A 13,060-nucleotide genomic window follows, 5' to 3' on the forward strand; every position below is an offset into this window, starting at 1 on the left:
TGAGGTTGCCATGAATGGCAACCCTACACTGTAGGGTCGGCATTCATGCTGACCTGCTCTTTTAAACCAACTGCGCCGCCATCAGCGGCCAGCGGCTATCGAAATCCGCGGTAGGGCGAAAACGGAATTCGGAACGCACATAGCGCGACAGCAATCCTTCGCAGAACGCGAGCAGCTGGCTCGCCAACAGCGTTTCATCGTTCTGAAAACCTTCGCCATCACGCATTTTCTTCTCGCGCATCACCTGACGCAGCTGCACTTCAATACGTTCAAACAGCTGATTGATACGCCCTTGCAGGCGATCCTGTTCAAACATCAGTGCGTGGCCGGTCAAAATGCGCGTCAGCCCCGGATTACGCTCACCAAATCCCAGAATCAGCTGCACGATTAAACGCAGTCGCGTCAGCGTCTCTTTTTCATCTTTCAGGATTAGATTGATGCGGGTAATCAGACTGTCTTCAATAAACTCGATGAGGCTATCGAACATCCGCGTTTTGCTGGGAAAGTGGCGGTACAACGCCGCTTCTGAAACGCCTACATTGGCTGCCAGCTTCGCGGTGGTGATGCGCTGACTGCCATCGCCCGACTCCAGCATCTGCGCCAGCGCCTGCAAAATTTCTTCGCGCCGATTCCGTTTCGCGACTTTTTTTTCTGCCATGACCTTCAACACCCCTGAAATTCACCAAAAACAGGCAATACTGCCTCATCTGCCACAGACAAAGCGGCCCGTGGCGACAAGAAATAAAAAGATGGCTAAGCGAAAAGTGTCGCGTGTTACTGGCGGCCTGAGTGACCGAATCCGCCCGCTCCGCGGTCACTGGTGTCAAAATCTTCCACCAGGTTAAATTCGGCCTGTACCACCGGCACGAAGACCAGCTGCGCCAGACGGTCGCCCGGCTGCAGCGTAAAGCTGTCCTGACCACGGTTCCAGACGGAAACCATCAGCTGTCCCTGATAATCGGAGTCGATTAAACCGACCAGATTGCCCAGCACGATGCCATGTTTATGGCCAAGGCCAGAGCGCGGCAGAATGACGGCGGCAAGCGCAGGATCGGCGATGTGAATCGCCAGTCCTGTTGGTACCAACGTGGTCATGCCCGGTGCGATTTCCAGTGCGTCATCCAGGCAGGCGCGCAAATCGAGACCAGCGGAACCAGAGGTTGCATAGGTTGGCAGCGGAAATTCGTTGCCCACGCGTGCATCAAGAATTTTAACGTCGATTTTTTTCATCATAACGGCTGACAATCTCGTCTATTAATTGTTGGCCAAGGAGCGTCTTATCACTGAGCGGTAAGACTTTTTCTCCTTCCTGCCAAAAAAGGTGAAGAGCATTGGTGTCGCTATTGAAGCCCTGACCCGCCTGCGCCACATCATTGGCACAAATCAGATCGAGGTTTTTTCGCGCCCGTTTTTGCCGCGCGTATTCTTCCACATTCTGGGTTTCAGCAGCAAATCCCACAACGTAAGGGCGATTTTCCTGCAGCGCCGCTACGCCTGCGACAATATCGGGGTTCTTCACCAACTGCAGCGTGACGTTATCATCGCCACCCTGTTTTTTGATTTTCTCTGCGGCAATCGTGGCCGCCCGGTAGTCTGCCACGGCTGCGCTGGCAATGAAAATATGTTGTTGCCCGATTTGCGCCATCACAGCTGCTTCCATCTCTAATGCGCTGTCGACATCTACGCGCTGCACGCCTGGCGGTGTTGAAAGCGCAACCGGGCCCGCTACCAGCGTCACCTTCGCACCGCGTTTTGCCGCGGCGGCGGCAATCGCAAAGCCCATCTTACCTGAGCTGTGATTGCTGATATAACGCACCGGGTCGAGCGCTTCGCGGGTTGGGCCGGCGGTGATCATAATGTTGAGATGTTGCAGATCGTTGACGGGCGCAGCCCATTCTAATGCGTACGCCACAATCGCCAGCGGATCGAGCATCCGGCCAGGACCGATATCGCCGCAGGCCTGGCTGCCGCTGTCGGGTCCCCAAATCAGCACGCCGCGTTGATGCAGACGCTGCAGATTCTCCTGGGTTATCGCGGCACGGTACATTTGCTGATTCATGGCGGGAACAATCGCGAGAGGCGCATCGCTGGCGAGACACGCCGTGGTGACCAGATCGTTCGCCATGCCGGCGGTGACGCGGGCAATTAGATCGGCAGTTGCGGGGGCTAACACAATCAAATCAGCCCACTTCGCCAGTTCAATGTGGCCCATTGCTGCTTCTGCTGCTGGGTCGAGAAGGTCATCAAATACCGGATAACCGGAAACCGCCTGCAGGCTCAGCGGCGTAATAAAGGCTTTGGCCGCTTCGGTCATCATCACGCGCACATCTGCACCGCGATCGCGCAGTCGACGCACCAACTCCGGTGCTTTATACGCGGCAATGCCGCCGCTCACGCCCAGCAGAATTTTTTTACCGGCTAATCCCGTCATGTTCTTCGCCTCAACTTAAAGCAGATTGCCGCATTAATGGCGGCAGATGCAGGCAACTTTATCACAAAATCGGTAGCTCGCCTTTTCACTGCCTGCGGCCTTTGCGAGCCGCCTCTGAAATCGCGTTTTGTCTGCTGGCACGACGAGTGGCAGAGGCGCAGAATCGCCACAACGCAGGGAGAACAACGCATGACGGAACTGGCACCACGGGAAAAACTGTTGTTAATGGGCGCGGAGATGTTGAGTGATGCGGAGTTACTGGCGATTTTCTTGCGCACCGGTACCAGCAGCACCAGCGTGCTGTTGCTGGCGCATCAGATGCTGAACGAGTTTGGCTCGCTCTATCGCATTATGACGGCCAGCCAGCAGGAGCTTGGACAGATTAAGGGCGTGGGCAGCGCTAAGATGACGCAGCTGTATGCGATAGCTGAACTGGGACGGCGTTTCTTTGCCAGCCAGCTGGCGCGGGAAAATGTGATGGAAAATCCTCAGGTGACACGCCATTACCTGCAAAGCGTGCTGGCGCATGAGGAGCGGGAAGTGTTTATGGCACTGTTCCTTGATAATCAGCATCGCGTATTGCAGGCGCAGAAGATGTTTTCAGGGTCGATTGCCAGCGTGGAGGTGCACCCGCGTGAAATCGTGCGCGAAGCGCTGAAACTCAATGCTGCGGCCGTCATTCTGGCGCACAATCATCCTTCCGGCATTGCCGAACCCAGCCGGGCAGATCGTGATATCACCGGTAAAGTTGGCCAGGCGTGCGCGCTGCTTAATATCCGTTTACTTGATCATTTGGTGATCGGTCACGGCGAGTTTACGTCTTTCGCTGAGCGTGGTTGGTTGTAATTCAGCGATTCAATTGAACAGAAATGAGGCATTTTTGCGCGATCCAGAGGGATCTTTATCTGTTCGGGACTTGAGCACTCAGGCTGAGCGGCGTATACTACGCCACCTTTGAGAATCTCGGGTTTGGCGTTTGGGCCAGCTTAGCGGGTTCACATGGAACTCGCCTGGGCGGGCTAAGGCCTGACGAGGCGGCCAAAACCTAGTTTTTAAAGCTCGAGCTGATTTGATTTTTGGAGAATAGAAATGTCACGAGTCTGCCAGGTAACTGGAAAGCGTCCGGTAACGGGTAACAACCGTTCCCACGCAATGAACGCGACGAAACGCCGTTTCCTGCCGAACCTGCACTCTCACCGTTTCTGGGTTGAGAGCGAAAAGCGCTTCGTTACTCTGCGTGTATCTGCTAAAGGTATGCGTGTTATTGATAAAAAGGGCATCGATACGGTTCTGACCGAAATCCGCGCCCGTGGTGAGAAGTACTAAGGAACTGAATCATGGCTAAAGGTATTCGTGAGAAGATCAAGCTGGTTTCCTCTGCTGGTACAGGTCACTTCTATACCACCACGAAGAACAAACGTACTAAACCAGAGAAATTAGAACTGAAAAAGTTCGATCCGGTTGTACGTCAGCACGTTCTCTACAAAGAAGCTAAAATTAAGTAATTTTAGTGTTCTGAGAAAAACCCGGCTTCGGCCGGGTTTTTTGTTTCTGCGATTCGTTGAGGAGATGAGATGCCTGAATTACCTGAGGTAGAAACCAGTCGTCGCGGTATCGAACCCCACATGGTTGGTGCCACGATTCTGCATGCGGTAGTGCGTAATCCCCGTTTGCGCTGGCCGGTCTCGCATGAAATTCACGCGTTAAGCGACCAACCGGTATTGAGCGTGCAGCGTCGCGCCAAATATCTGCTGCTCGAACTGCCGCATGGCTGGATCATCATTCACCTCGGCATGTCCGGCAGCCTGCGTGTGCTACCCGGCGAACAGCCCGCAGCCAAACATGACCACGTCGATTTGGTGATGAGCAACGGCAAAGTGCTGCGTTACACCGATCCACGGCGTTTTGGCGCCTGGCTGTGGAGCAACGACCTCGCAGGCAGCAGTGTGCTGGCGCATCTTGGACCAGAGCCACTAAGCAGCGAATTTGATGGTGCATACCTGTTTGAAAAGTCGCGCGGCAAACGCACAGTGATTAAACAGTGGCTGATGGATAACAAGGTTGTGGTGGGCGTCGGGAACATCTACGCCAGCGAGTCGTTGTTTACCGCCGGGATCTTGCCCGATCGTTCAGCGATGAGTTTGAGTCAGGAGGAAGCGGAGCTGCTGGTTAACACCATCAAAGCGGTATTGCTGCGCTCGATTGAGCAGGGCGGCACCACGCTGCGTGATTTCCTGCAGACCGACGGTAAACCCGGCTACTTCGCGCAGCAGCTGCAGGTTTATGGTCGCGCCGGTGAGCCTTGCCGAGCTTGCGGTACGCCGATTGTCAGCGGCAAGCATGGCCAGCGCAGTACCTTCTGGTGCCCACGCTGCCAGCACTGAGTTAAGGCTGAGCCAGTCGCGCCAGTAACGCCTTGTGCACTACGTCAGGCAGAAATGCTTGCACGTCACCGGCATGGCGCGCCACTTCTTTTACCAGCGAAGAAGAGACGAAGGAGAAACCTTCTGACGGCATCAGAAACACACTCTCCAGCGTTGGCAACAGGTGACGATTCATCTGCGCCAGCTGCAGCTCATACTCAAAATCTGATACCGCACGCAAACCGCGCACCAGCACGTTAGCGTTCTGTGCCTGGGCAAAATTCGCCATCAAATCGCTGAAACCAATCACTTCCACATTCGACAAATGCGCAGTTACCTGACGCGCCATATCGACGCGCTCATCCAGGCTGAACAACGGCTTTTTACTCGGACTGGCGGCAATCGCCACAACGATGTGATTAAACATCTTCGCTGCACGCGTCACAATATCCAGATGACCCAAGGTAAAGGGATCAAAGGTGCCGGGATAAATCGCTTTCGTACTCATACGCGACCTTGTGTTGAGGTGTGATGCAGCGCCCATAGCGCCGAATATTTGTTGAAGGTGTACTGCGCGTTGACCACCGCTAAAATCCAGCCCTGTTTACCGTCGAGAAAACCGGCACGCAGCAGCAGCGTTTTTACAAACGCGCCGAGCGTGTGGCTAAAGATGGAGAACAGCCCGCAGCGTTTTCCGCGCTGAAAACGCTCCTGCGCCCAGGCTTCGGCATAATTCATCTGTTTACGCTGAAACGCAATCAGGTCACGACAGGTTAGATGTTGCAGATCGCCCACCAGTTTCACCACTGGCGCACCTTGCGTCTCGAGTGATTCGTGTACCAGGTTGTCGTTGTAATTGAGCTTGCGCGGATAGAGGCGCATTACGCGGTCGGGATACCAACCGCTGTGGCGCATAAACCGACCAAGAAACAGATTACTGCGCCCGAGGCTGTAAACATTATCCGAAGCGGGCTGGATGAGAACCTGCTCAATGGCATCACGCAGTTCTGGCGTGACGCGCTCGTCGGCATCGATCATCAAAATCATATCGCCCTGCGCATGCGCCTGCGCGCGCTGACGCTGTTTGCCAAACCCTTCCCAGCCTTCAGCCTGGAAGACCTGCGCGCCGTGATCGCGTGCCACCTGTACGGTGTTATCAGTACTATCGGAATCCAGTACCACAATCTCATCAGCCCAACTGACGGAAGCCAGCGCCTCCGGCAGCAGTTCAGCTTCGTTTTTGGCGATCATCACTACAGAGAGACGTTGGCGTTGCGACATGAGTTAGTGAGCTCGCGGCGGTAAATGAGGTTCGAGTAACTGTAGCAGACGCTGTAATGCGCCCTGATTCTGATGCAACACTTCCACAGCATGGCGGCCGTAGTAGCGGCGATAATCGTCATCCTGCAGCAAGTTCGCGACTTCTTTCTGTAGCGATACCACGTCAGTGACGGTAATCAGCCCTTCGGCCTGCTGCAATTTGGCGCAGATATCTTTGAAGTTCCAGATGTGCGGGCCCATCAGCACCGGAATGGCATGCGCCGCCGGCTCCAGCGGATTATGTCCACCGCGCTCTACCAGGCTGCCGCCAACAAAGGCGAGGTCAGCAATGCCGTACAGCATCATCAATTCGCCCATGGTGTCGCCAATCACCACCTGTGTGGAACTTGAGGGAATTTCACCGCTGCTGCGCAGCGTAAAGCTGAAGCCGCGTTTTTGCGTTAGATCGCAGGCATCTTTGAAACGTTCCGGGTGGCGCGGCACCAAAATCAGTAGCAGATCCGGGAATTGCTGCAACAGGCGGCGATGGGCATCGAGCACAATCGCTTCTTCGCCTTCATGAGTGCTGGTAGCGATCCATACCGGACGGCGCGACGCCCACTGACGACGCAGCGTCACCGCTTTGGCCGCCAGCTCTGGCGTCACCGAGATATCAAACTTCAGGCTGCCCGTAACGGTCAGATGCGAACGTTTCAGACCAAGGCTGAGAAAACGATCGCCATCTTCGGCGTTTTGCGCGGCAATCAGCGTAATGCGTTGCAGCAAATCACGCATAAAGCCACCGAGTTTTTTGTAGCCTTTGGCCGAGCGTTCAGACAGGCGCGCGTTGGCAATCACCAGCGGAATTTTGCGCTGGTGCAAAATGCGAATAATGTTTGGCCACAGCTCGGTCTCCATGATGATCACCAGTCGCGGGTCGACGGTATCGAGGAAACGATTGATCGAGCCTGGCAGATCATAAGGCAAATAAACGTGGTGCACGTCTTTACCAAACGCTGATTGCGCCCGCTCAGAGCCGGTTGGCGTCATGGTGGTGACGGTAATCGGTAGCGTTGGGTAGCGGTGGCGCAGAGCGCGCACCAGCGGCACCGCCGCCAGCGTTTCGCCGACGGAAACGGAATGCAGCACAATGCCATGTGGCAGGACTTTGCCGCTACAGTAGCCGTAGCGTTCTGCCCAGCGTTTACGGTAGGCCGGTGCTTTTCGACCGCGCAGCCACAGGCGCAGCCAGATTAGTGGCTGAATCAGGTAGAGCAAGGCTGTGTATAGAGTCGTCATAGTTACCGTTACGACAGAATCGCGTCAAAAAACAGATGAAAGGCGGCATGTTATCAGAAACTAGCCACCTGCTCATACCCCTTCATCAGCGGCTTTGCAGCACCTGCTGATAAAGTGAAGTCAGCGCCTGCGCCAGTCGCTGCGGACCAAAAGGTTCAATTCTGCGCCGTGCAGCTTCGCCCATGGCAGAATTGTGTGAAAGTGCCGGTGTGGCTTTTACTGCTTCGTTTAACGCGTTGATATCTAATGCATCGCAGACAAAACCTTCCTGCCCCGCGGTGATAAATTCCGCGCCGCCGCAGCCGGTGCTGGTGATCACCGCCAGCCCGCAGGCCATCGCTTCCAGTACCACGTTAGGGAAGGGATCATAAAGCGTTGGCAGCAGCAGCGCGTCAGCCGCATGGTAGAACGGTTGCACATCTTGCTGCACGCCGACAAAGCGCAAACGCTCCAGACAATTAAGCTGATTAGCCAGCTGCTGGTAGCGCGACAGCTGCTTATCCTGACCAACCACCACCAGATAGCGATCGCTTTTCGCCACGGCTTCAATCGCCGCCTTCAGTCCTTTGCGCTCAAAACCCGAGCCGACGTAAATCATCACCGTCGCCTCTTGCGGCAGCTTTAGCTGCAGGCGGGCTGCATGGCGCAATGCTTCACTGGCAGGCTGGAAGCGCTGACTATCAATGGCGTTATGAATCACATGGATCTTGCTGGCATCGAGCGTGAAGTTGCGCAATATATCCTGCTTCACCATCTCTGAATTACAGATCACCGCCTTTAACGACGGTGCGTTGAACATCTCGTTTTCCGCCTGCAATACGTAGCGATGATAAGGACTTAGGCTGGCGCTTAAACGCTGCCAGGGCGACACAATGCGCGCGCGCTGTTCCAGCCATACGCGGTGTACGCCATCGCCAGCGCGGAAGATATCGCACCCGGCAATACGCTCGTGGCTCTGCACAATATCGAACTTTTCCCGCTCCCAGCAGGCGCGTGCGGCGCGCGCAAAACCACGCTCACGCGAGATGCGGCCGAATTTAGCCGGATTACAGATATGCAGATGCCATGCCGGATTCGGCGTGCCCTGCCAGCTGCGGGTAATAATGTTGAGATCGAGCTGCTCGCTATCCAGCGCTTCCAGTGCACGTGAAATAAAACGTTCGGCACCGCCATCTGGACGATATTTCTGCCGGACGATAGCCAGGCGTAACTTACTCATGCAAAAAACTCCGGGCGGCCACAATCACATCCCCAACGGGAATGGCAGAAAGATAGCGCTGTTGCGTATTGGTATCGATCGCGTCTGGTGACGGCAGCGGGCCATAATCACCGGCCCAAATCACGCGGTTGTTCTCGCCCCACGGTCGCCAGTGCTGCAGTTTGGTTGGGCCAAACAGCGCGAGGCAGGGCGTCTCCAGCGCGGCAGCCATGTGCATTGGCGCAGAGTCCACGCCGATAAACAGCTGTGCGGCATCAATAAGTGCAGCCAGCTGCGGCAAGGAGAGTTCACCGGCCAAAGACACCACATTAGGGCTGTGGCACAGCGCTTGAATATTGGCGATCATCGCCCGCTCTTTCTGGTCCGGCGCAGCGGTCAGTACCACAGTGCGACCTTCGGCGGCGAGTGCATCAATCAACTGTGCCACCTTTTCATCTTCCCAGCATTTGAACAGCCAGCGTGAAGTGGGCTGAAGCACAATAAACGGGGAATTTACTGCATGCTGTGTCAGCACATCCTGCACTTTCTGTTGGTCGGCCGCGCTGAAATGCATTGAGGCTTTGGCGCCGGCTGCGCTGATACCCAGCGGCCTGAGCGCGGCCATATTCTGCTCAACCGTATGCAGCTGGTTATGATCGTCGGTACTCACCAGCTGGTTATGTATCCAGCGCCACAAAGCGTGGCTGCGTTTGGGGAAAGCAAAACCAATGCGCACCGGTGCGCCAGAAAGTCCGGTAATGATGGCGCTACGCCACTGGTCGGCAAGATTAATCACGATGTCGTAATGGCAGGCGCGCACTGCGGAAATCAGTGCCACTTCATGACGGAATTTCTGCCAGCCACCCTCTTTCTTCCAGTTGCGATCGATGATGTGTAACTGGCGAATGGCGGGATGAGCCTCCAACATCGGAGAGGTTTCTTTATAGAGCAGAACGTCGATGTTGGCCTGTGGATAGCGCTGGCGAAGCGCATTGATCGCCGGCGTAGTCAGCAGCATATCGCCATGATGGCGTAGCTTGATTAATAGAATGTTTTTCGCCGCAAATGGGTCTGGAATCGGACTTGCCATACTCAAATGATCTCAGAATTCAGTCAGCTGATTGTAGGGCAAACCCCACAGGCGTGAAAGCCAGGCGTAGCGCTTATTTCCTGCGCCAGCGATAAATCCGGCTCAGCCATAACAGCAGTTGATACCACTGCTGTACGCCGCGCGCGTTACGCAACATGCGTTTGTGCGTTTGCGTGGCAAACAGGTCTGCAATCATCGCCTGGCGTGCGGACTCGTCGGGCTCACGGCGAATACAGTGACAAACGCTGAGTGCCTCATGGGTAATCTGGTAGTGAAACGCCGGGTAGATTTTCACTTTATGGCGATAGCGTGCATTGATCTCTTCCAGTAATTGCGCAATTTTCAGGTAATGGCGCTGATACTCCACGTTGCGCTGACCGGTGCGCTTACGGTTGCTGATAGAGGCATCATGCATGTAATAGCAATACAGCACCTGGTCGGTATAGCGCACCCGTTTAGCGTTCAGCATGAACTCGGTGGTCCAGGGAATGTCCTGATGGTGCAGGCCTGGCTCAAAATCGAGTTTTATCTGTTCGATTAATTCGCGGCGGTAAATTCCTAACCACACCACATGCATATAACGATGCGTTTGCAGCGCTTTGTTGAGCCACTCTGGACCGCTCAGCACCTCGGTGCTGGTCAGGCGATCGAGCGGAATCAGAGGTTTCACTTGCTGGCTGGCTTTAAAAAACCACTCCGCATTGCACTGTGCGGCATCGAGATTATCGCGTTCTGCCATCTCAACCAGCGTTTGATACATCGCCGGATCCATGGTGTCGTCAGCATCCGGAAACGAAACATACTTGCCACGTGCCAATGCTAAGCCGGCATTGCGGGCGCGTGATACGCCGCCATTGGCTTGGTGGATGACCTCAACATGTTGGTATTGCTGCGCATAAGCGTCAGCACAGGCACCCGAACCGTCAGTGGAACCATCATCGACGATGATGATTTCCAGCGAGGTTAATGTTTGTGCCAGCAGCGACTGCATGAAAGACTCAAACATCGCACCTGCATTAAACATAGGTGTGATGACAGTGAGTAATGGTGTTTTATTCGACATGGCTTAACTAATAATTTACGTATCTATGAGGTTAATTATTAGTAAGGAACTCAGAACTTATTACACAATAATGGTCAAAAGCGTTTTGCTCGTTAGCATTCCTGCATCTTTAAGAGTTTGTCGGCGCTGAACGTTCGATAAAAAACTCCTCAATCTGGGCATCAGCATGAAAAATATTCTCGTGATTAGGCGCGACAACATTGGCGACATGGTGTGTACCACGCCGCTACTGGAAGGTTTGAAACTGGCTTTTCCCGATGCAAAGCTGACGCTGCTGGTGAACAAAGTTGCTGAGGATGTGGTGAGCCATAATCCACATGTTGATCGCTTATATGTTTATAAGAAAGCCAAGCATCGCAGTAAAAACGAAACCACGCTGGGCGTTTACTGGCAGCGCGTGAAGGTCATGCTGGCGCTGCGTAAAACACGCTTTGATGCCACGATTCTGGCGAATCCTGTGCCGTGTAAATATAGCCTGCGGTTGGCGAAAATGGCCGGTGCAGGCAACGTAATTGGCGCGGCTCAGACTGATGCCGAGCTTGATCATCCTTTCCAGAAAAGCGATTTCCGTGGCGAGCATCAGGTTGAACACACCTATTCGTATCTCTCAGCGCTGACCCAAACCCCGCCAGCCGTCCCTGCGGTCAATCTCTATCTTTCCGCAAGCGAACGTGAAGTGGCGGCTAAGCGCGTTAGCGCACTGTTCCCCCAACCGGGCAAAGTTTACGGCGTGCACATCAGCAGTCGCAGCCCTAAACGCCGCTGGCCGGTGGCGTCCTATGCGGCTTTTATCAATAAGCTGCTGGAGGATGAACAGGCACAGGTACTGGTGTTTTGGTCGCCGCAGGGAACGCTTGATCTCAATGATAAAGGAGATGCGGCACGCAGCGATGAGCTGATGCAATGCGTAAACTCACCGCGGGTGGCGCGCTATCCCACCGCATCGGTTCGCGAATTGGTGGCAGGTTTTGATCGCTGTGAGCAGATTCTGTGTAGCGATGGTGGGCAGATGCATCTTGCCGCCGGGCTGCATAAAAAACAGGTAGTTTTCTTTGGCGATACTGACGCCAGCCAATGGCATCCGTGGTCGGGGGAGTATCAAATTATGCAGACCGATTCGGGCGAGTGTCGTGATATCTCACTAGAAACGGTCTGGCAAGCGTGGCAGCAATTGCAGCAGCGTTAACGTGACGCGAGTTCGACATATTGACGGCTGATGGCCGTCACATCGTATTGATTAAGTGCCTCTTCATTTATTTCCGGCAGTTGGTCATAAACCTCGACCATCTTGCGGGCTAATGCGCCCGCATCAATCTCGGTGAGCATTTCTGGCATGCCGGCTTTGACCAGAATTTCCTCTGGACCGCCCGGGCAGCGGGTACTGATTACCGGCGTGCCAAGCATCAAAGACTCCACGATCACATTGCCAAAACCTTCGCTGTCCGAACTCATCACCATCAGGTGCGCATGTTTGATGTACGGGAACGGGTTGGATTGAAAACCGAGGAATAGCACGCGATCGGCAATGTTGAGCGTTTGTGCCAGCTGTTTCGCTGCGGCAATGCGTTCTTCAGTGCCGGTGCCAAGCAGCACCAGCTTAGCGCGAGATGCCAGTCCAGATTGCGCAAAGGCTTCCAGCAGACGATCCTGGCGTTTTTGCGGATGGATGCGCGCCACGTTGATCAGGTATTCACTGCCAGCCAGATCGCAGGCGTCATTCGCGCGCGCGCGTAATGCTTGTAAATCAAACGGATTGTTGATGACGGCGGTTTTGGCGGGGTGCACATCCATCACATCAACCATGTCATCCAGCACGGCTTGCGACACAGCAGTGATATTACGCTGTTGATAAATGCCGGCCATTTTGCGCTTTTTCAGCCAGTAGTTGAGTCCTTTACGGTGTCCCAAATAGGTTGAAGAGAGCACGCCATGAATGCAGTACCACAAGCGGGCTGCATCGATAGCTTTACTGCGCGCAACGATGCGGTCAGTTTTATGCAGATTGGAAATGACCAGGTCGTACTTGCCGTTCTGCGCCTCATCCTGACGTAACACTTCATCAAGCTTATTAGCGCGACGCGACAATTCGGTCAGCTTGCGCCACGGCGCACTGCTGGGTGAGGTAATCACACGATATTCAATGCCTTCAGGCAGCGCATAGGCGCAGGTTTCATCGAGTGAGTAGAGCGTAACGTGATGTCCCATTTTATGAATCGATTCGCTCAGGGTTAACACGACTTTTTCCGCGCCGCCGCCCGGTAAACCATCAATAATCATCAAAATGCGCATATCACGTCCAAATGAGTGGCCAGTAAGAGCGCCCTTTATACCGTTTAGGTACTCAGGACGCTACACC

Annotated in this window: 15 protein-coding genes; 5 read left to right on the plus strand and 10 right to left on the minus strand. The window is 54.5% G+C overall.

Annotated features, from left to right (window positions below; genetic code table 11):
* Positions 1-61 precede the first annotated feature (61 nt).
* The 3 genes from slmA to coaBC form a co-directional block, all read right to left on the minus strand.
* Positions 62-658, minus strand: a complete 597-nt coding sequence (gene slmA / locus WFL93_RS20990) for a nucleoid occlusion factor SlmA (RefSeq protein WP_007885293.1) — start codon at positions 656-658, stop codon at positions 62-64.
* 116 nt (positions 659-774) lie between these two features.
* Positions 775-1,233, minus strand: coding sequence for a dUTP diphosphatase (dut, locus tag WFL93_RS20995; RefSeq protein WP_007885294.1), 459 nt, complete (start codon positions 1,231-1,233; stop codon positions 775-777).
* Entirely contained in the window at positions 1,211-2,431 is a 1,221-nt protein-coding gene (gene coaBC / locus WFL93_RS21000; protein WP_336778972.1) for a bifunctional phosphopantothenoylcysteine decarboxylase/phosphopantothenate--cysteine ligase CoaBC, read from the minus strand. The genes dut and coaBC overlap by 23 nt, the downstream gene beginning before the upstream one ends.
* A gap of 189 nt (positions 2,432-2,620) precedes the next feature.
* On the opposite strand from coaBC, the gene radC reads away from it, so the two are divergent.
* From radC to mutM, 4 genes are all read left to right on the plus strand, one after another.
* Positions 2,621-3,277: a RadC family protein gene (gene radC / locus WFL93_RS21005; protein ID WP_007885296.1), complete on the plus strand. Its 657-nt coding sequence runs from the start codon at positions 2,621-2,623 to the stop codon at positions 3,275-3,277.
* A 243-nt stretch (positions 3,278-3,520) separates the two neighbouring features.
* Positions 3,521-3,757, plus strand: coding sequence for a 50S ribosomal protein L28 (gene rpmB / locus WFL93_RS21010; protein ID WP_007885297.1), 237 nt, complete (start codon positions 3,521-3,523; stop codon positions 3,755-3,757).
* Between the two features lie 11 nt (positions 3,758-3,768).
* Positions 3,769-3,936, plus strand: coding sequence for a 50S ribosomal protein L33 (gene rpmG / locus WFL93_RS21015; RefSeq protein WP_003024094.1), 168 nt, complete (start codon positions 3,769-3,771; stop codon positions 3,934-3,936).
* A 69-nt stretch (positions 3,937-4,005) separates the two neighbouring features.
* Positions 4,006-4,815: a bifunctional DNA-formamidopyrimidine glycosylase/DNA-(apurinic or apyrimidinic site) lyase gene (gene mutM / locus WFL93_RS21020; protein WP_101760687.1), complete on the plus strand. Its 810-nt coding sequence runs from the start codon at positions 4,006-4,008 to the stop codon at positions 4,813-4,815.
* A 1-nt stretch (position 4,816) separates the two neighbouring features.
* Here the strand turns inward: mutM and coaD are convergent, their stop codons facing one another.
* From coaD to WFL93_RS21050, 6 genes are all read right to left on the minus strand, one after another.
* Positions 4,817-5,302 carry a pantetheine-phosphate adenylyltransferase gene (coaD, locus tag WFL93_RS21025; protein ID WP_007885301.1) on the minus strand — a complete coding sequence of 162 codons (486 nt, stop codon included), beginning with the start codon at positions 5,300-5,302 and terminating at the stop codon, positions 4,817-4,819.
* Positions 5,299-6,075, minus strand: coding sequence for a glycosyltransferase family 2 protein (locus tag WFL93_RS21030; RefSeq protein WP_336778973.1), 777 nt, complete (start codon positions 6,073-6,075; stop codon positions 5,299-5,301). Before WFL93_RS21030 ends, coaD begins: the two co-directional genes overlap by 4 nt.
* A gap of 3 nt (positions 6,076-6,078) precedes the next feature.
* The gene (waaA, locus tag WFL93_RS21035) at positions 6,079-7,353 is read right to left on the minus strand and encodes a lipid IV(A) 3-deoxy-D-manno-octulosonic acid transferase (protein WP_007885304.1); all 1,275 of its coding nucleotides are present in this window, start codon (positions 7,351-7,353) and stop codon (positions 6,079-6,081) included.
* 85 nt (positions 7,354-7,438) lie between these two features.
* Positions 7,439-8,572: a glycosyltransferase family 4 protein gene (locus WFL93_RS21040; protein ID WP_336778974.1), complete on the minus strand. Its 1,134-nt coding sequence runs from the start codon at positions 8,570-8,572 to the stop codon at positions 7,439-7,441.
* A complete protein-coding gene (gene rfaQ / locus WFL93_RS21045) occupies positions 8,565-9,641 on the minus strand; it encodes a putative lipopolysaccharide heptosyltransferase III (RefSeq protein ID WP_336778975.1) in 1,077 nt (358 codons plus the stop codon). The genes WFL93_RS21040 and rfaQ overlap by 8 nt, the downstream gene beginning before the upstream one ends.
* 73 nt (positions 9,642-9,714) lie before the next feature.
* Positions 9,715-10,704 (minus strand): glycosyltransferase, encoded by a 990-nt coding sequence (locus tag WFL93_RS21050; RefSeq protein ID WP_071531029.1) that lies wholly within the window; start codon positions 10,702-10,704, stop codon positions 9,715-9,717.
* A gap of 166 nt (positions 10,705-10,870) precedes the next feature.
* On the opposite strand from WFL93_RS21050, the gene WFL93_RS21055 reads away from it, so the two are divergent.
* Positions 10,871-11,890, plus strand: coding sequence for a glycosyltransferase family 9 protein (locus WFL93_RS21055; RefSeq protein ID WP_007885309.1), 1,020 nt, complete (start codon positions 10,871-10,873; stop codon positions 11,888-11,890).
* On the opposite strand, the gene WFL93_RS21060 is transcribed toward WFL93_RS21055, so the two are convergent.
* The gene (locus tag WFL93_RS21060; RefSeq protein ID WP_336778976.1) at positions 11,887-12,993 is read right to left on the minus strand and encodes a glycosyltransferase; all 1,107 of its coding nucleotides are present in this window, start codon (positions 12,991-12,993) and stop codon (positions 11,887-11,889) included. The two genes, WFL93_RS21055 and WFL93_RS21060, sit on opposite strands and share 4 nt — an antisense overlap.
* Positions 12,994-13,060: the final 67 nt, after the last annotated feature.

It is taken from the genome of Pantoea sp. USHLN256 (genome assembly GCF_037149875.1).
Classification (GTDB): Bacteria; Pseudomonadota; Gammaproteobacteria; order Enterobacterales; family Enterobacteriaceae; genus Pantoea; species Pantoea nemavictus.

Excerpts from the sequence above, each read along its gene's own strand:
- slmA (WP_007885293.1), bottom strand. The coding sequence starts at position 658 with ATGGCAGAAAAAAAAGTCGCGAAACGGAATCGGCGCGAAGAAATTTTG.
- dut (WP_007885294.1), bottom strand. The coding sequence starts at position 1,233 with ATGATGAAAAAAATCGACGTTAAAATTCTTGATGCACGCGTGGGCAAC.
- coaBC (WP_336778972.1), bottom strand. The coding sequence starts at position 2,431 with ATGACGGGATTAGCCGGTAAAAAAATTCTGCTGGGCGTGAGCGGCGGC.
- radC (WP_007885296.1), top strand. The coding sequence starts at position 2,621 with ATGACGGAACTGGCACCACGGGAAAAACTGTTGTTAATGGGCGCGGAG.
- rpmB (WP_007885297.1), top strand. The coding sequence starts at position 3,521 with ATGTCACGAGTCTGCCAGGTAACTGGAAAGCGTCCGGTAACGGGTAAC.
- rpmG (WP_003024094.1), top strand. The coding sequence starts at position 3,769 with ATGGCTAAAGGTATTCGTGAGAAGATCAAGCTGGTTTCCTCTGCTGGT.
- mutM (WP_101760687.1), top strand. The coding sequence starts at position 4,006 with ATGCCTGAATTACCTGAGGTAGAAACCAGTCGTCGCGGTATCGAACCC.
- coaD (WP_007885301.1), bottom strand. The coding sequence starts at position 5,302 with ATGAGTACGAAAGCGATTTATCCCGGCACCTTTGATCCCTTTACCTTG.
- WFL93_RS21030 (WP_336778973.1), bottom strand. The coding sequence starts at position 6,075 with ATGTCGCAACGCCAACGTCTCTCTGTAGTGATGATCGCCAAAAACGAA.
- waaA (WP_007885304.1), bottom strand. The coding sequence starts at position 7,353 with ATGACGACTCTATACACAGCCTTGCTCTACCTGATTCAGCCACTAATC.
- WFL93_RS21040 (WP_336778974.1), bottom strand. The coding sequence starts at position 8,572 with ATGAGTAAGTTACGCCTGGCTATCGTCCGGCAGAAATATCGTCCAGAT.
- rfaQ (WP_336778975.1), bottom strand. The coding sequence starts at position 9,641 with ATGGCAAGTCCGATTCCAGACCCATTTGCGGCGAAAAACATTCTATTA.
- WFL93_RS21050 (WP_071531029.1), bottom strand. The coding sequence starts at position 10,704 with ATGTCGAATAAAACACCATTACTCACTGTCATCACACCTATGTTTAAT.
- WFL93_RS21055 (WP_007885309.1), top strand. The coding sequence starts at position 10,871 with ATGAAAAATATTCTCGTGATTAGGCGCGACAACATTGGCGACATGGTG.
- WFL93_RS21060 (WP_336778976.1), bottom strand. The coding sequence starts at position 12,993 with ATGCGCATTTTGATGATTATTGATGGTTTACCGGGCGGCGGCGCGGAA.